Here is a 16,533-nt window from a genome sequence, read left to right as displayed (position 1 = left end):
AAAAATAAAATGGACGACAACAAAGATGCTTCCGTACGTAAGTTCCTTGATCTGATCAAAAAGTCGAGGACTGGAAAATTAAAAATCTACATCGGCATGAGTGCCGGTGTAGGTAAAACTTATCGTATGCTCCAGGAGGCACATGCGCTGCTCCGAAGCGGGGTAAATGTGCAAATTGGATACATCGAAACCCATAATCGTGCGGAAACCCATGCTTTGCTCGAAGGATTACCTGTTATTCCCCGCAGAAGAATATTCTACCGGGGAAAAGAGCTTGAAGAGATGGACCTTCAAAGTATATTGAACATTCATCCTGATGTGGTGGTGGTGGACGAACTGGCACATACCAATGCCGAAGGCAGTAAAAATGCGAAACGCTGGCAGGATGTTTTTGACCTTCTGGATGCAGGGGTAAATGTCATTTCGGCCGTGAATATCCAACATCTGGAGAGTATCAATGAAGAAATTGAACACATTACCGGTGTTTCTGTTACTGAAAGGATACCGGATAAAATACTGGAAATCGCAGATGAGATTGTCAATATTGACCTCACTGCCGATGAACTGGTGACCCGCCTAAAGGAGGGGAAAATTTATGATAAAAGTAAAATAGAAACGGCCCTGGGGAATTTTTTTCAACCCGAACGTATTTTGCAGCTCCGGGAACTTGCCTTGAAAGAAGTGGCGCACCAGGTGGAAAGAAAAATCAGTGTAGAGGTCCCAAAACAAATTAAACTTCGTTCTGAGCGTTTTTTGGCCTGTATTTCTTCGAACGCGGATACCGCCAAAGTGGTAATCCGCAAAACAGCCAGGCTGGCTTCATATTACCGTTCGCCATGGATTGTGCTGTATGTGCAAAGCAGTTCGGAAAGTGGAGACCGGATCAAACTGGATAAACAACGGCACCTGATCAATAATTTTAAACTGGCTACTGAACTTGGTGCGGAAGTGTTGAAAATTAAAAGTGAGGATGTCACGCAAACGATTATTAAAATTGCCGAAGAAAAGGAAATTACAACAATTTGCATCGGAAAACCGCATTTGAACCTTTTTCAGGTCATTATGCGAACGGCAATTTTTGGTAAACTTTTGCGAAGTATTGCTGCAAGGGATACCGATCTGGTGATATTAAGCTAATTTTAAACCCTCTATTAATTTATAAATAAAATGAAGATTAAAACCAAACTCCGTCTCGGATTCGGATTCCTGTTCGTGGTGGTACTCTTCTTTGGAGCTGTTTCGCTGTTTTACCTGAATGAAATTTCTGGCAGTGCAAAAGTGATCCTTAAAGACAATTACAAAACCCTTAAATACACGGGGGCCATGCGCACCCTGCTTGATGAGCATGACCTGCCGTTGACGCAAGAGGTCAAAACGGCTTTTGCAAAACAGCTGGACCTTGAACAGAAAAATGTAACGGAAAAGGGGGAAGGAGAAGCGGTCACCGCATTAAATGCAGCCTACCAGCAAATGACCGGCCCTGGAAGTACTATAGCACAGCAATCGGCTGCCCAAAGGACCATCAGGGCGCAGCTTCGCACTATAGAAGAGGTCAATATGCAGGCCATTGTCCGTAAAAATGATGCGGCACAGGCTTCAGTATCCAAAGCGACGATTTACCTGGTCTTTGCCGCTTCAATCAGTTTTCTGATCCTGTTTAGTTTTATTGTTAATTTTCCTGGTTTTGTGGCCAATCCTTTGCAGGAATTTACAGAAGCGATTAGAGAAATCAGTAAAAAGAACTACAAACAAAGACTGGAATTTCACAATAATGATGAATTCTCGGAACTTGCTGCGGCGTTTAATGGTATGGCCAAACAGTTAAACCAATGGGAAAACAGTAAACTGGCAGAAATTAAATCAGAAAAACTCCGGATAGAGGCGATTATCGAGCAGATGGACGATGCGATTGTGGGCTTAAATGAAAAACAGGAAGTACTGTTTTTTAATAAAGTGGCCGGATTACTGATCAACCTGAACCCACAACAGGTGATTGGCCAGAATGCAACAGAACTGGCCAGAAAAAATGAGCTCTTGAACCGTATTTTAAATAACAGTCAGAAAGATAACCATCTGAAAATTTATGCAGATGAAAAAGAATCTTATTTTCAGCTGGAAAGCCGTGAAATTGTGATCCCGAATTTCGATGACCAGGAAAACAATGTGTTGTTTGCTGCTGGAAAATCTGCAGGTAAGGTATATATCCTGAAAAACATTACCCAGTTTAAGGAACTCGATGAAGCCAAAACAAATTTTATTGCCACCGTTTCCCATGAGTTGAAAACGCCTCTTTCCTCGATAAAAATGAGTCTTAAATTGCTTAAGGACGATAGGGTTGGTGTGATGAATAAAGAACAGACAGAACTGGTTGAACACATTAGTGAAGACAGCGACAGATTGCTGAAAATTACAAGCGAACTGCTGGACCTTGCGCAGGTGGAAACCGGAAACCTGCAACTGAATTTTGTGAAATCTGATCCCCGGAAAATTGCAGATTACGCACTTGAATCGGTCAAATTACAGGCAGAACAAAAAGCCATACAACTGGAGCTGGTGAGTAAAAACCTCTTGCCTTCTGTTTATGCCGATGTGGAAAAAACCGCCTGGGTGCTGATTAATTTTCTGTCCAATGCCCTCAGGTATAGTCCGGAAAAATCCAAGGTGGTGATCCAGGTGCTGCAGATCGGACAAAATGTGGAGTTTTCAGTAAAGGATTTTGGGAAAGGAATAGAAGACAAGTATCAGCAACGTTTGTTTGACCGTTATTTTCAGGTACCTACTGATGGAAACAATAAATCGGGTTCTGGTTTGGGGCTGGCCATTTCCAAAGATTTTATTGAAGCAGAACACGGAAAGATCTGGGTAGAAAGTGCTATAGGCGAAGGCAGCAGGTTTTGTTTCTCCCTGCCTATAGCAGATTAAGGCGTTTTAAATTTCATCCAGTGCTTTAAGGATGATTGTGCATACTTTACGGATTTCTTCTTCGCTGATGATCAATGGAGGGGCAATCCGCATGGCGGTTTCGCAATGCAGAAACCAGTCAATGACCACGCCGCGTTCCCGGCAAAGCCGGCTGAGGCTTTCTACCTGCTGAAAGCTGTCCAGCTGGATGCCCAGCATCAGTCCCATGCCACGTACTTCCCTGATCAGCGGGTGGACCAGCAGGGTCCGGAACAATTCCGATTTGGCCGCTACAGTTTTCAGGAGTTCCTCTTCCAGAATGACCTCCAGGCTGGCAAGGCCTGCACTGCAGGAAACCGGATGCCCGCCAAAAGTGGTGATGTGGCCCAGGATGGGGTTTTCTTTAAGTACGCCCATTACTTCTTTATTGGCAATGAATGCGCCCATAGGCATGCCGCCCCCAAGGGCTTTGGCGAGTAAAAGGATATCGGGCTCAATCCTGAAATTTTCAAAGGCAAAGAGTTTTCCGCTACGTCCAAAAGCAGCCTGAATTTCATCCAGGATCAACAGGGCGCCCATTTGGCTGCAACGCTCACGCAAACGGATCATATAGTCCTGGCTGGGCACCCTGATTCCGGCTTCTCCCTGTATGGTTTCCAGAATGACGCAAGCGGTATCTTCTGTAATGAATTCGAGGTCCTTTTCTTCATTAAAATGTATAAACTGTACATCAGGAAGAAGCGGTCGGTAAGCCTGTTTGTAGGTTTCATTTCCCATTACACTCAAGGCCCCATGTGTACTTCCATGGTAAGAGTGGTAGCAGGAAATAATACCGCTCCTGCCAGTATATCTTTTAGCCAGCTTTAAAGCCCCTTCTGTAGCTTCTGCACCTGAATTTACAAAGTAGACATTGTTTAGGTTGCCGGGCAGCACAGAGACCAGTTTCTGGGCAAACAGAACCATAGGTGTTTGTACATATTCTCCGTAAACGGTCAGGTGCATGTATTTATCGAGTTGCGCTTTAATGGCCTCAACGACCTTTGGGTGCCGGTGCCCGACATTGCTGACGGCAAAACCGGAAACCAGGTCTACATAAGGTTTTTTATCCCGGTCATAGAGGTAAATTCCTTCTGCATAATCAATTTCCAGCAAATTTGGGCTGGTGGAGGTTTGTGCGTTATTGAGTAGAAAAAGTTGTTTATTACTGATCATTGTTAAATAAATTCAAATACATGAAGTTGGTCTAAGCCTGTTTTGGTTTTGAAGTCCTTTTCAAAGCAAGGGTTCCTAAAATACCCGCCAGCACTGAGGCCAGAAGGATGCCATACTTGGCCTGGGTAATCATGGTTTCATTGTTGAAAGCCAGGTTGCTGATGAAAAGCGACATGGTGAAGCCCACGCCTGCCAATAAGGCCACTCCGGTAATGTGGCTCCAGTTGGCCTGATGGGGCAGTTTTGCAATTTTTAGTTTAACCATCAGCCAGGTGAAAAGTAAAACCCCGGTGAATTTGCCAACAATAAGCCCTGTGGCGACCCCCATACTGACCGGATTGAGCAGGGCACTAAAGAAGTCCGTGCCGATGACCATACCTGAATTGGCCAGGGCAAACAGAGGCATAATGATAAAAGCTACCCAGGGGTGCAGGGCATACTCAATTTTTTGTAGCGGGGTTTCTGCTGCTGTACTTAAGCTTTTAACTTCTTCTATCGTTTTATGCTGTTTTGGTGTAGTCAGTTTACTGTTATTGGGTACTTCTTCTTCAAAATCAGCAGCCAGTTTACGGAGCTTCAGGGCATAAAAAACTTCATCTATTTTGGTCGAGGCCGGAATGGTAAAGGCAACCAGTACGCCGGCAATAGTGGCATGGACACCTGAAAGCAGGAACCCCATCCAGACCACCAGGCCCATCAGCAGGTAAAAAGCAGTACTGCGTATGCCCATGGCATTGCCGATGGTCATCATCACTAAAAACAAACCAGCCACGCCCAGGGGAATAAAATTCAGTTCCCCACTGTAAAAAAAGGCAATCACCAATACGGCGCCCAGGTCATCGGCAACGGCCAGTGCAGATAAAAATACCTTAACCGAAGCGGGGATGTGTTTTCCGGCTATAGACAATAAGGCCAGTGCAAAGGCAATATCTGTGGCCATTGGAATTCCCCAGCCATGCTCGCTTTGGGAGCCTTTATTGATTAAAATATAAAGCAGGGCCGGCACAAGCATTCCGCCCAATGCTGCCATCATCGGCAGGGAAGCTTTTTTTAAAGAAGAAAGTTCTCCATCCATAAATTCCCTTTTGAGTTCAAGTCCAATGACAAAAAAGAAAATAGCCATTAAACCATCATTGATCCAGATGTGCAGGGGCTGATTGAAAACATGTTTGTCAAAACCCACCGACAGGTGAAGTTCCCAAAGGTGGTGGTAGGATTCCTGAAAGGGAGAGTTGGCCCAGATGATGGCCACCACAACACTGGCCAGCAGGATGATTCCGCTGGTGTATTCCAGGTGAATGAATTTACTAACCGGCGCAATAATTTTGTCTATCGGGGATTTCTGCATAACCTGTATATTTTCGGTATATCTACAAAACTACGGTTTTAAATTAAAAGCGCCGGGGCTAAAGCAATTCTGTGTTTTAAAACAGAATACCCAAATTTGTTGTTGCTAAGGATAGCATTAAATAGAAAAAAAAATGGCAACTTTTTCAGAACATATACAATCAGCAAAACCGGTATTGGTCGATTTCTCAGCAGAATGGTGTGGTCCATGTAAAATGATGGCGCCCATACTCGAACAGTTAAAAGCGATGATCGGTGAACAGGCCACCATATTAAAAGTAGATATTGATAAAAACCCTGCTGTGGCAAGAGCCTATCAGATTCAGAGTGTTCCAACCTTGATCCTTTTTAAGAAAGGAGAGGTCAAATGGAGAAAGTCTGGTGTGGTGCAGGCGGGCCAGTTAAAGGGCCTGATAGAAGCCCAGCTGGAAAAGGTGTAAAATCAATGTAAAAACTACTCCACCCGAGGGATTTATAATTCCAAATAGTTCCCTCTGCTACGTATAATATAGGTACTTTTGCGCCAGGACTAAAAACCTTAAGACAGGCTTCCGTATAAAATATGAAGCTTTTTTTAGGGCGTTAAACAAGCAAAATAGAATGAAACTAGCAATTAATGGTTTTGGCAGGATCGGTCGTATCTTTTTACGCGGGGCCCTGGAAAAAGGAATTGACGTTGTAGCGATCAATGACCTGGCCAGTCCGGCAACACTGGCCCATCTGTTTAAGTACGATACTGTTCACAGAGGATTTAAGGGTAGTGTTTCTTTTGAAGAGGATGCTTTAATTATTAATGGAAAAAGAATTCTGGTTTATTCCAATCCAAATGCGTCGGAACTTCCCTGGGCTTCATTGAATATTGATGTTGTGGTAGAGTCAACAGGCAAGCATACCTCCAGGGCAGCGGCTTCCCTGCATTTGGCGGCCGGTGCTAAACAGGTGCTGATTTCCGCGCCTGCCAGTGATAAAGACATCCCGATGGTGATCCTGGGGGTAAATGATGGGGAAATAGACCTGAAGTCACCGGTTTTATCCAATGCATCCTGTACAACCAATAACGTGGCGCCAATGCTCAAAGTCCTGGATGACAACTGGGGGATTGTAGAAGGTTATATTACCACGGTACATTCCATGACTGGTGATCAGAATTTACATGATGCGCCACATAAAGACCTGAGAAGGGCAAGGGCAGCCTCGGCCTCCATTATACCCACAACAACAGGCGCAGCTAAAGCCATCACTCATGTTTTTCCGCACCTTGAAGGTAAGCTGGGCGGTGCAGGTATCCGGGTTCCGGTACTAAACGGTTCTTTAACCGATTTTACCTGCTTGCTCAAAAAGGAGGCAACCATAGAAGAAATTAATGCGGCCTTTAAAAAAGTAGCCTCCAATGAAATGAGCACTGTTCTGGAATATACGGAGGACCCCATTGTTTCAGTGGATATTCTGGATAACCCGCATTCCTGCATTTTTGATGCACAGCTGACCTCTATTGTTGGTGATCTGGTGAAAGTGGTGGGCTGGTACGACAACGAGTCTGGTTATTCTGCAAGACTGGTGGACCTGATTGTGAAGATTTCAGCACAATACGATTAAATTTTGTAATAGTTGAGCCAAGCGCAAAGAATGCTTCTTATATTTGGTGCAATGCACGCAGCACTGCTGTGGGTGTTGATGAAAACAAAATTTTGAACTGATTTCTGCTGAAACAACTCTAAAAATAAACAGATGAAAACGATTGACCAATGCAATTTTAAGGATAAAAAAGCGCTTGTCCGGGTGGATTTTAATGTGCCTTTGGATAAAGATTTTAACATTACCGATGACAAAAGGATGCGCGCTGCATTACCAACCATTAATAAAATTCTGAATGATGGGGGGGCTGTGATTCTGATGTCGCATTTGGGAAGGCCTAAAGACGGACCTGAAAACAAATATTCTTTAAAACATATTTTGGGCGACCTGTCCAGAATGCTGGATTTGGAAGTAAAATTTGCCGATGACTGCATCGGAGCGTCTGCAGTAGAAAAATCAAAAAACCTGGAGCCAGGACAAGTGCTGTTGCTGGAGAACCTTCGTTTTTATAAAGAAGAAGAAAAAGGTGACCGCGCTTTTGCCGAAAAACTGGCTGCGTTGGGGGATGTTTATGTAAATGATGCTTTTGGTACAGCACACCGTGCACACGCTTCAACAGCGATTATTGCCGAGTTTTTTCCGGAGGCGAAGTACTTTGGTTACCTGATGGCCGAAGAGTTAAAAAACGCAGAAAAAGTAAACCATGGTGCGGTGAAACCTTTTACAGCCATTATGGGCGGAGCAAAGGTTTCAGATAAAATTTTACTGATTGAAAGCCTGCTTGATAAGGTCGATAACCTGATTATTGGTGGTGGGATGGCTTATACTTTTGCAAAAGCACAGGGAGGCGAAATTGGTACTTCCTTGCTGGAGGCAGACCGTATGGAACTTTGTTTGGAATTGCTGGAAAAAGCAAAAGCTAAAGGGGTGAACCTGGTTTTGCCGGTTGATACGGTGATTGCTGATAAATTTGACAATGAAGCAGCCAAAAAAGATGTAGATACAGGCAAAATACCGGCCGAATGGATGGGCCTGGATATTGGTCCTAAGACCATTGCTTTGTTTTCGGGGATTATCGAAAAATCCAAGACCTTATTGTGGAATGGCCCGATGGGCGTTTTTGAAATGGATAATTTTGCACACGGAACCCGTGCTGTTGCAGATGCGGTTGTTGCTGCGACACAAAATAACGGTGCTTTTTCCCTGATTGGGGGTGGCGATTCTGCTGCTGCAATTGCCAAATTCAATCTGGAAGATCAGGTGAGTTATGTGTCTACAGGCGGTGGTGCATTACTCGAATATATGGAAGGAAAGGAATTGCCTGGTGTTAAGGCGATTAATTCCTAGTCTTATAGGTTAAATAACTAAATTAAGAGTTATATTTTAAGGCAGGCCCTTCGGATTATCCGAAGGGCCTGTTTCTTTTTACCACTTTCTACCACGGCCTGAGTGGGGTAAAATGGAAGATTTTGGTAAAAAACACCAATGTTGAAAACTTTTTGTGGTAGAATGTGGTAAAAAGTGGTAGAAGTACCTATTTTTACACTACATAAAAAGTGTACATAGTAATATGGTTCAATTGTTAGGAGAATTTGATTGTAAGTTAGACGCGAAAGGCCGCTTGATGGTCCCTTCGAGTCTAAAAAAACAATTGCCTAATGTTGAGCAGGAGGGTTTGGTGATCAACAGGGGTTTTGAGAAACACCTGGTGATCTATCCGAAAAAAGTGTGGGAAGGAATTGTGGAAGATTTGAGTAAGCTGAACCCTTATGAAAAAAAGACAAGGGAGTTTATCCGTTATTTTACCAGAGGGGCAACAGAATTGACACTGGATGCAACAGGGAGGGTAAATCTGCCGAAGTCCCTTTTGGAGTCTGTAGGGATTTCTATCAATACCGAACTGGTGTTGGCTTGTCAGTTTGATAAAATCGAGGTCTGGTCTAAATCGGCTTATGAGGCGCTGTTTGATCAGGAGCCGGAAGACTTTGCGATGCTGGCCGAAGAAGTAATGGGTAATAAAAACAGGGGGGAAGATGGAAAATAATTATCATGTTCCGGTGATGCTGGATGCTTGTGTGGAGGGTCTGAATATAAAGCCTGAGGGGGTTTATGTGGATGTTACTTTTGGTGGCGGCGGTCATTCCCGGGAAATCCTGAAAAAATTGGGTAAACAGGGCGTGTTGATTGCTTTTGATCAGGATCCGGATGCACAGCGCAATAAAATTGAGGATCCAAGGTTTCGGTTTGTAGACCAGAATTTTGCTTTTCTTAAAAATAATTTAAGGTTGCTGGGTTACAGGAAGGTGGATGGGATACTGGCAGATCTGGGTGTTTCCTCTCATCAGTTTAATGAACCCGAAAGAGGTTTTTCTACACGCTTTGATGCGGCGCTGGATATGCGTATGGACAAGCAAAGTGAGCTGACTGCGGCCGGCGTACTGAATACGTATTCTGAGGAAGAGTTGCATAAAATTTTTGGGATTTATGGGGAGGTAAAGAATGCGAAATCCCTTGCGGCAACAGTAGTTGCATCCCGTGTTTCGGGGTCCTTGCAAACTCTCGAAGATTTTAAAAGGGTGATTGCTGCGCACATTCCAAGAGGCAAGGAAAATAAATATATGGCCCAGGTTTTTCAGGCTTTACGGATTGAAGTGAATGCAGAGATCAGGGTGCTGGAAAGTTTTTTGGAGCAAACAGCAGAGGTGCTGAACCCGGGTGGGCGGCTGGTGGTGATGTCTTACCATTCCCTGGAGGACAGGCCAGTGAAGAATTTTATTGCCAAAGGTAAATTCAGGGGAGAGGTAGAAAAGGACTTTTATGGGAATGAGCAAAAACCTTTTCGGGCAATTACCAGAAAAGCCGTGGTGGCCGATCAGCAGGAGCTGGAACGGAACAGCAGATCAAGAAGTGCTAAACTAAGAATTGGGGAGAGAATATGAACCGGTTCAGAGAACATATAGAAGAGGAGCAGGAGCCTGAAGAGTTGGAAGAACCAGTGCTGAAGGTTAAAAAAGAGAAGGCTGCCGAGGAATCAGACAGTGGCCGGGTCTTTTTAAAAAAGCTCTTCACAGAGGGCGTAGTGACGAAGGAAGCTGCAACGGAGATGTTGCCGTTTTTGTTGTTTATATCCTTTTTGTGTATGCTTTACATTGCCAACAGTCATATGGCGGTGAAGAACATCAGGAGTATAGATAAATTAAATAAAGAAGTAAAAGAACAGAGCTGGGAGTATAAGTCTTTGAAGGCCGAACTGATGTTTAAAAGTAAGCTAACAGAGGTTGCCAGAAAAGTTGATACCCTGGGAATAAAAGAATTGACAGAACCACCTAAGAAAATAGTAGTAGGTAACGATGAACATTAGAGCGAACATATTACTGCGTGTTTATCTGGCTTTTGGCCTGATTGTACTGTTTGCCGTGGCAGTACTGGTCAGGTTATGCGATGTACAGTTTGTAGAGGGACATAAATGGCGTGCCATGGCCGATAGTCTCTCTACAAAGTATGTCAATATAGAAGCTGCCCGTGGAAATATTTATTCTAATGATGGAAGCTTGCTGGCCACTTCGGTGCCTGAATACGAGCTGCGGATGGATCTTTATGCGGGCGGTATAGAAGATAAAGATATTTTTAATGCGAAAGTAGATTCCCTTGCTTTGCGTTTGTCTCAGTTTTTTAAAGACAAAACACCAAAAGAATATTCCCGTTACCTGCGTTCTGCGCGTCAGGACAGTGTGCGTTACCTGCTGATCAAAAGAAAAGTAAATTATCAGGATCTCAAAGAGATCCGGAAATTTCCATTATTTAATATTGGTAAATACAGTGGTGGCCTGATTGCCATTCAGCAAAACAAAAGGATCCTGCCTTTCCAGTCTCTGGCAGCAAGAACCATTGGTTATAGAAATGAAAATGTATCCAATGCGGTAGGGCTTGAGGGTGCTTATGGCAGTTACATTAACGGTGAAATTGGTAAAAGACTGGTGCAGCGTATTGCGGGCGGGGTTTGGATGCCGGTTAATGAGGAAGCAGAAATTGCACCGAAAGAAGGTGCTGATATTATTTCCACCATCGACATCAATATGCAGGATCTTGCGCAGAGTGCGCTGGAAAAACAATTGATTATAAGTGATGCAGATCATGGTGCAGTGATTCTGATGGAAGTGGCTACCGGAGAAGTAAGGGCGGTGGCCAACTTTACCCGGGTATCCAAAGGGGTTTATAAAGAGTTGTTTAATTATGCAATTGCCGGAAATCAGGACCCTGGCTCTACTTTTAAACTGGCTTCTTACATGGCTTTGCTGGAAGATAAAATGGTCGACACCAATACGCTTGTGGCTACCGGAAACTATAAAATTCCAGGTCACCTGATCAAAGACTCTCATGGTAGCATTGGTGTGGTCACGGTTAAAAAGGCTTTTGAACAGAGCTCCAATTCGGCAGTTGCCCAATTGGTAGATACCCATTACCGGAATGAACAGTCCAGGTTTACCGATCATTTGTACAGCTGGCATTTGAATGAGAAATTGGGCTTACAGATTCCCGGAGAAGCGCAGCCTGTGGTGAAAACACCAAAAAACAGAAGCTGGAACAAAAACATGACCCTGCCACAGATGGCTTATGGATATGAAATGCAATTGACTCCTTTAAAAATGCTTTCGTTTTACAACGCAGTGGCCAATAATGGAAAGTATGTGGCGCCGATTTTTGTAAAAGAGATTCGCAGGCTGGGCAATCCTGTCGAGCAGTTTAAGGCAAGAGTGGTGAATGAAAAAATCTGTTCGGATGTGACCCTTAAAAAAATGCAGGCCCTTTTGGAAAGTACCGTGGCCATAGGAACAGGTAAAGTGGTGGCTTCTAAATTTTATAAAGTAGCAGGTAAAACCGGTACCGCGCAGGTTGCTGATGGAAATAAAGGTTATAAGGCTAAAAAACAATATCAGAGTTCTTTTTGTGGTTACTTTCCGGCCGATAATCCTAAATATTCCCTGATTGTGGTGATCAATGATCCTAAAGGTTCTTATTATGCCGCGGCTGTTGCGGGTCCTCCTTTTAAAGAGATTGCCGATCGCATTTACGCCAGTGATATGGGGATGTTTAGTGAAGTGGGCGATCACCTGGTTGGAAATACCAAAGCGCCTGAAGCAAAAGCAGGGCAGACCAAGGATTTGAAAAAAGTATATAATGCTTTTGGCATTAAGGCCCTTTATGCGGCAAAGTCAGATTATGTAAACAGTGTGGATACCAGCAATGGCATTGTTTATCAGGAGTATAATTCCATTAAAGGTGCCATGCCCGATGTGAGCGGGATGGGCCTGAAAGATGCTTTATATCTGGTCGGAAACGCAGGTTTAAAAGCACAGGTAAAGGGAAGTGGTAAGGTGATCAGCCAGTCCATAGCCCCTGGAAGTAAAATAGGAAAAGGATTGTTGGTTCAATTAGAATTGAAATAATATGCAGTTGCAGGATGTATTATATGGAGTCGCGATAAAAGAGCTGGTGGGTACGACCAATAAGGTGGTGGCTGCCCTGACTTTTGATTCGCGTAAGGTAAGTGAGGATGCTGTTTTCTTTGCAATTAAAGGAAGTTTGTCCGATGGACATGCTTATATAGATCAAACCATTGCCGCAGGTGCTGTGGTGGTTATTTGTGAGCAGATGCCTGCTGAATTTAAAGAAGGGGTTACCTATATACAGGTAGAGGACGCTCATGTGGCGCTGGGAAAAATGGCAGGAAATTTTTATGACCATCCTTCCCTTAAATTAAAGCTCGTAGGGGTAACCGGTACAAATGGTAAAACGACCATTGCAACTTTGCTCTTTAAATTGTTCAGGGCATTGGGGCATCATGTAGGCCTGATTTCTACCGTACAAAACCAGATTGATGATGTCATTATTCCGGCAACGCATACCACGCCGGATCCCATCGCTTTAAATCAATTGCTGCAGCAGATGCTGAGCGAAGGTTGTACCTATTGTTTTATGGAGGTGAGCTCTCACGCAGTCGTACAGCACCGGATTGAGGGGCTTCATTTTACAGGAGGCATTTTCTCGAACATTACCCATGACCACCTGGATTTTCATAAAACCTTTGACAATTACCTCAAAGCTAAAAAAGCCTTTTTTGATGGTTTGCCAAAATCAGCTTTTGCCCTGACCAATGCCGATGATAAAAACGGAATGGTGATGCTTCAGAATACCAAAGCTTTAAAGAAAACATATGCTTTAAAGCAGCTGGCCGATTTTAAAGCAAAAATTATTGAAAATAAATTCAGCGGGTTGAACCTGGACATTGACCATGTAGATGTTTTCTTTAAGCTGGTCGGTTCTTTTAATGCCTATAACCTGCTTGCGGTATATGGCAGTGCGGTGCTGCTTGGACAAGATAAATTTAACGTGCTGACCCTGCTCAGTAACCTAAGCGGAGCAGAAGGCAGGTTTGATTATGTGAACAACGAAAAAAACATTATTGGAATTGTAGATTATGCCCATACTCCTGATGCGGTTCAGAATGTATTGAGTACCATTCAGGACATTCGTAAAGGGACAGAGCAGGTCATTACGGTAATTGGCTGTGGAGGGGACAGGGATAAAACCAAACGTCCGGTCATGGCACAGGTGGCCTGTGACTGGAGCGATAAAGTGATCCTGACTTCGGATAACCCCAGGACAGAAGATCCTGCATCCATAGTTGAAGATATGGAGGCCGGCGTTTCACCTTCCAATAAGCGTAAAACCATGAGCATTCTGGACAGAAAAGAAGCCATCAAAACAGCTTGTCATTTGGCTAGACCCGGAGATATCATTCTGGTGGCCGGAAAGGGACACGAAAAATATCAGGAAATTAATGGTGTGAGACATCATTTTGACGATAAGGAAATATTATTGGAACAACTAAACCTCATCAGCTAATGTTATATCATCTCTCAGAATATTTGCGTCAGCATTACGATATCCCAGGATTAAGGTTGTTTCAGTACATCACTTTCAGGACTTCTTTGGCGATTATCATTTCCCTGATCATCACGACCGTATACGGCCGCAGACTGATCAATTACCTGCAGAAAAAGCAGGTGGGCGAAACCGTACGGAATTTAGGTCTGGAAGGACAAATGCAGAAACAGGGTACCCCGACCATGGGTGGACTGATCATTTTATTGGGTATTCTGGTGCCTACGCTGTTGCTGGCCAATCTGACCAATGTGTATGTTATTTTAATGATTGTTACAACGGTATGGATGGGGGCTGTCGGTTTTCTGGACGATTACATTAAAGTATTTAAAAAGAATAAAGAGGGCCTTGCCGGACGTTTTAAAATTGTAGGGCAGGTTGGTCTTGGGCTGATCATTGGTTATACCATGTATTTCAACCCGAACATTGTGGTTCGACAAACGGTTCCTGAAACACAGAAAACGAGCTCAGCGGCTCCGATTATCCTCAGGGAAAAAGGAGGTAATTATTATTATACACAGGATGTAAAATCGACCAAAACAAATGTTCCTTTTTACAAAAAGAATGAGTTTGATTATGCCAAAGTCCTGAAATTCCTGGGTGGTGATTATGAGAAATATGCCCTGGTGGTTTTCCTGTTGTTTACAGTAATTATCATTACAGGTGTTTCCAACGGAGCAAATATTACCGATGGAATTGATGGGCTTGCCACAGGGACATCGGCCATTATTGGGATTACCCTTGGTCTGCTGGCCTATGTTTCCGGTAATACGGTGATCGCAGATTACCTCAACATTATGTATATCCCCAACTCGGGAGAGCTCATGATTTTTGCAGGAGCTTTTGTGGGGGCCTGTGTAGGGTTTCTCTGGTACAATTCTTATCCGGCCCAGGTTTTTATGGGTGATACCGGAAGTCTTGCTATTGGAGGTATTATTGCTGCTTTTGCCATTATGATCCGTAAAGAATGGCTCATTCCTGTTTTATGCGGCGTGTTCCTGATCGAGATCCTTTCTGTAATGATCCAGGTCAGTTATTTTAAATATACCAAAAAGCGTTTTGGTGAAGGAAGAAGGGTCTTTTTGATGTCTCCTTTGCACCACCATTATCAAAAGAAAGGTTACCATGAAGCTAAAATTGTAACCCGTTTCTGGATCATCAGCATTTTGCTGGCCATCATTACCATTGTAACCTTAAAAGTAAGATAATGGAAAAGGGTAGGATCGTCATATTAGGAGCAGGAGAAAGCGGCGTAGGTGCGGCTATACTGGCACAGAAGCAGGGCTTTGATGTTTTTGTGTCGGATTTTGGTCCGATTGCAGAACGTTACAAAGCGGTTTTGGTAGAAAAAGGGCTTTCTTTTGAAGAAAAACAACATAGCCCAACGTTGATACTCAATGCTTCAGAGGTGATTAAAAGTCCGGGGATTCCCGATACCGTGCCGATTGTAAAGCAGCTGAAAGCCAAAGGTATAGCGGTGATTTCTGAAATTGAATTTGCCAAACGCTATACCCATGCAAAAACAGTATGTATTACCGGTTCAAATGGTAAAACCACCACCACTATGCTTACCTATCACATCCTGAAAAAAGCAGGGCTGAATGTGGGGCTGGCGGGCAACATCGGAAACAGCTTTGCCTTGCAGGTGGCGACCGAAGAGTTTGACTGGTATGTACTGGAAATATCCAGTTTCATGCTGGACGATATGTACGATTTTAAAGCAGATGTTGCGGTTTTACTCAATATCACTCCGGACCACCTGGACCGTTATGAGTATAAACTGGCCAATTACGCGGCTTCAAAAATGAGAATTACCCGTAACCAGGGACCGGAAGATTGTTTCATTTATTGTGCAGATGATGAAGAAACAGCCAAGGCCATGAAACATACAAAAATACAATCCCGGAGATATCCTTTTTCTATCCGAAAAAAAATAGAAGAAGGCGCTTACCTGGAAGGGAACAACATACACATCAACATAAACCAAGAGGATCAACTAACCATGTCTATTTCAGAATTAGCCTTACAAGGCAAGCACAATATCTATAACTCTATGGCCTCAGGCATCGTTGCCAAAGTTTTGGATATCAGAAATGCAACCATACGTGAAAGTATGGGAGACATTAAAAATATTGAGCACAGGTTAGAGCACGTGGCGAGGATTTCTGGTGTCGAGTACATCAACGATTCCAAAGCTACAAATGTGAATTCCACCTGGTATGCCCTTGAAAGTGTAAATACCGAGGTGATCCTGATTATGGGGGGTGTGGATAAAGGAAATGACTACGATATGCTCAGGGATTTGGTGAAGGAAAAAGTAAAGGCCATTGTTTGTCTTGGGAAGAACAACAAGCGCATCCATGAAGCCTTTGAGCACGATGTTGAGGTGATTGTAAATACCTTCTCCGCGCATGAAGCTGTACAGGTGGCTTATCACCTGGCTAAAAAAGGAGATACCGTATTGTTGTCACCGGCCTGCGCAAGTTTTGATTTGTTTAAAAACTATGAAGACCGTGGCAACCAGTTTAAAATGGCTGTAAAAGAATTATAAAA

14 protein-coding genes are annotated in these 16,533 nt (G+C 43.6%); 12 read left to right on the top strand and 2 right to left on the bottom strand.

Features of this window, described 5'->3' with window-relative positions; translation table 11 throughout:
- Positions 1 to 9 precede the first annotated feature (9 nt).
- Together B0O44_RS12150 and B0O44_RS12145 are read left to right on the top strand one after the other, a co-directional pair.
- Positions 10 to 1,137: a sensor protein KdpD gene (locus B0O44_RS12150; protein WP_110830788.1), complete on the top strand. Its 1,128-nt coding sequence runs from the start codon at positions 10 to 12 to the stop codon at positions 1,135 to 1,137.
- 30 nt (positions 1,138 to 1,167) lie between these two features.
- Entirely contained in the window at positions 1,168 to 2,922 is a 1,755-nt protein-coding gene (locus B0O44_RS12145) for a HAMP domain-containing sensor histidine kinase (protein ID WP_110830786.1), read from the top strand.
- A gap of 6 nt (positions 2,923 to 2,928) precedes the next feature.
- Here the strand turns inward: B0O44_RS12145 and B0O44_RS12140 are convergent, their stop codons facing one another.
- Entirely contained in the window at positions 2,929 to 4,113 is a 1,185-nt protein-coding gene (locus B0O44_RS12140) for an aspartate aminotransferase family protein (protein ID WP_110830783.1), read from the bottom strand.
- A 31-nt stretch (positions 4,114 to 4,144) separates the two neighbouring features.
- Positions 4,145 to 5,461 (bottom strand): Na+/H+ antiporter NhaA, encoded by a 1,317-nt coding sequence (gene nhaA / locus B0O44_RS12135; protein ID WP_110830780.1) that lies wholly within the window; start codon positions 5,459 to 5,461, stop codon positions 4,145 to 4,147.
- 133 nt (positions 5,462 to 5,594) lie between these two features.
- On the opposite strand from nhaA, the gene trxA reads away from it, so the two are divergent.
- The 10 genes from trxA (at position 5,595) to murD (ending at position 16,531) form a co-directional block, all read left to right on the top strand.
- Positions 5,595 to 5,900, top strand: a complete 306-nt coding sequence (gene trxA / locus B0O44_RS12130) for a thioredoxin (protein WP_110830778.1) — start codon at positions 5,595 to 5,597, stop codon at positions 5,898 to 5,900.
- 160 nt (positions 5,901 to 6,060) lie between these two features.
- Positions 6,061 to 7,056 (top strand): type I glyceraldehyde-3-phosphate dehydrogenase, encoded by a 996-nt coding sequence (gene gap / locus B0O44_RS12125; protein ID WP_110830776.1) that lies wholly within the window; start codon positions 6,061 to 6,063, stop codon positions 7,054 to 7,056.
- Positions 7,057 to 7,188: 132 nt separating this feature from the next.
- On the top strand, positions 7,189 to 8,382 hold the full coding sequence (locus tag B0O44_RS12120) for a phosphoglycerate kinase (protein WP_110830774.1): 1,194 nt from the start codon (positions 7,189 to 7,191) through the stop codon (positions 8,380 to 8,382).
- Between the two features lie 223 nt (positions 8,383 to 8,605).
- A complete protein-coding gene (mraZ, locus tag B0O44_RS12115) occupies positions 8,606 to 9,079 on the top strand; it encodes a division/cell wall cluster transcriptional repressor MraZ (protein WP_110830772.1) in 474 nt (157 codons plus the stop codon).
- A complete protein-coding gene (gene rsmH, locus B0O44_RS12110; RefSeq protein ID WP_110830770.1) occupies positions 9,069 to 9,974 on the top strand; it encodes a 16S rRNA (cytosine(1402)-N(4))-methyltransferase RsmH in 906 nt (301 codons plus the stop codon). Before mraZ ends, rsmH begins: the two co-directional genes overlap by 11 nt.
- Positions 9,971 to 10,396, top strand: coding sequence for an FtsL-like putative cell division protein (locus B0O44_RS12105; protein WP_110830768.1), 426 nt, complete (start codon positions 9,971 to 9,973; stop codon positions 10,394 to 10,396). Before rsmH ends, B0O44_RS12105 begins: the two co-directional genes overlap by 4 nt.
- On the top strand, positions 10,386 to 12,482 hold the full coding sequence (locus B0O44_RS12100; protein ID WP_110830766.1) for a penicillin-binding protein: 2,097 nt from the start codon (positions 10,386 to 10,388) through the stop codon (positions 12,480 to 12,482). Before B0O44_RS12105 ends, B0O44_RS12100 begins: the two co-directional genes overlap by 11 nt.
- Before the next feature lies 1 nt (position 12,483).
- The gene (locus B0O44_RS12095; protein WP_110830764.1) at positions 12,484 to 13,941 is read left to right on the top strand and encodes a UDP-N-acetylmuramoyl-L-alanyl-D-glutamate--2,6-diaminopimelate ligase; all 1,458 of its coding nucleotides are present in this window, start codon (positions 12,484 to 12,486) and stop codon (positions 13,939 to 13,941) included.
- Positions 13,941 to 15,188 carry a phospho-N-acetylmuramoyl-pentapeptide-transferase gene (mraY, locus tag B0O44_RS12090; protein WP_110830762.1) on the top strand — a complete coding sequence of 416 codons (1,248 nt, stop codon included), beginning with the start codon at positions 13,941 to 13,943 and terminating at the stop codon, positions 15,186 to 15,188. The genes B0O44_RS12095 and mraY overlap by 1 nt, the downstream gene beginning before the upstream one ends.
- A complete protein-coding gene (gene murD / locus B0O44_RS12085) occupies positions 15,188 to 16,531 on the top strand; it encodes a UDP-N-acetylmuramoyl-L-alanine--D-glutamate ligase (RefSeq protein ID WP_110830760.1) in 1,344 nt (447 codons plus the stop codon). Before mraY ends, murD begins: the two co-directional genes overlap by 1 nt.
- Positions 16,532 to 16,533 lie beyond the last annotated feature (2 nt).

It is taken from the genome of Pedobacter nutrimenti (assembly GCF_003208655.1).
Lineage (GTDB): Bacteria > Bacteroidota > Bacteroidia > Sphingobacteriales > Sphingobacteriaceae > Pedobacter > Pedobacter nutrimenti.
This window is presented reverse-complemented; position numbering and strand designations above follow the sequence as displayed.

Excerpts from the sequence above, each read along its gene's own strand:
- B0O44_RS12120 (WP_110830774.1), top strand. The coding sequence starts at position 7,189 with ATGAAAACGATTGACCAATGCAATTTTAAGGATAAAAAAGCGCTTGTC.
- mraZ (WP_110830772.1), top strand. The coding sequence starts at position 8,606 with ATGGTTCAATTGTTAGGAGAATTTGATTGTAAGTTAGACGCGAAAGGC.
- nhaA (WP_110830780.1), bottom strand. The coding sequence starts at position 5,461 with ATGCAGAAATCCCCGATAGACAAAATTATTGCGCCGGTTAGTAAATTC.
- B0O44_RS12145 (WP_110830786.1), top strand. The coding sequence starts at position 1,168 with ATGAAGATTAAAACCAAACTCCGTCTCGGATTCGGATTCCTGTTCGTG.
- B0O44_RS12105 (WP_110830768.1), top strand. The coding sequence starts at position 9,971 with ATGAACCGGTTCAGAGAACATATAGAAGAGGAGCAGGAGCCTGAAGAG.
- B0O44_RS12140 (WP_110830783.1), bottom strand. The coding sequence starts at position 4,113 with ATGATCAGTAATAAACAACTTTTTCTACTCAATAACGCACAAACCTCC.
- rsmH (WP_110830770.1), top strand. The coding sequence starts at position 9,069 with ATGGAAAATAATTATCATGTTCCGGTGATGCTGGATGCTTGTGTGGAG.
- mraY (WP_110830762.1), top strand. The coding sequence starts at position 13,941 with ATGTTATATCATCTCTCAGAATATTTGCGTCAGCATTACGATATCCCA.
- B0O44_RS12100 (WP_110830766.1), top strand. The coding sequence starts at position 10,386 with ATGAACATTAGAGCGAACATATTACTGCGTGTTTATCTGGCTTTTGGC.
- trxA (WP_110830778.1), top strand. The coding sequence starts at position 5,595 with ATGGCAACTTTTTCAGAACATATACAATCAGCAAAACCGGTATTGGTC.
- murD (WP_110830760.1), top strand. The coding sequence starts at position 15,188 with ATGGAAAAGGGTAGGATCGTCATATTAGGAGCAGGAGAAAGCGGCGTA.
- B0O44_RS12150 (WP_110830788.1), top strand. The coding sequence starts at position 10 with ATGGACGACAACAAAGATGCTTCCGTACGTAAGTTCCTTGATCTGATC.
- gap (WP_110830776.1), top strand. The coding sequence starts at position 6,061 with ATGAAACTAGCAATTAATGGTTTTGGCAGGATCGGTCGTATCTTTTTA.
- B0O44_RS12095 (WP_110830764.1), top strand. The coding sequence starts at position 12,484 with ATGCAGTTGCAGGATGTATTATATGGAGTCGCGATAAAAGAGCTGGTG.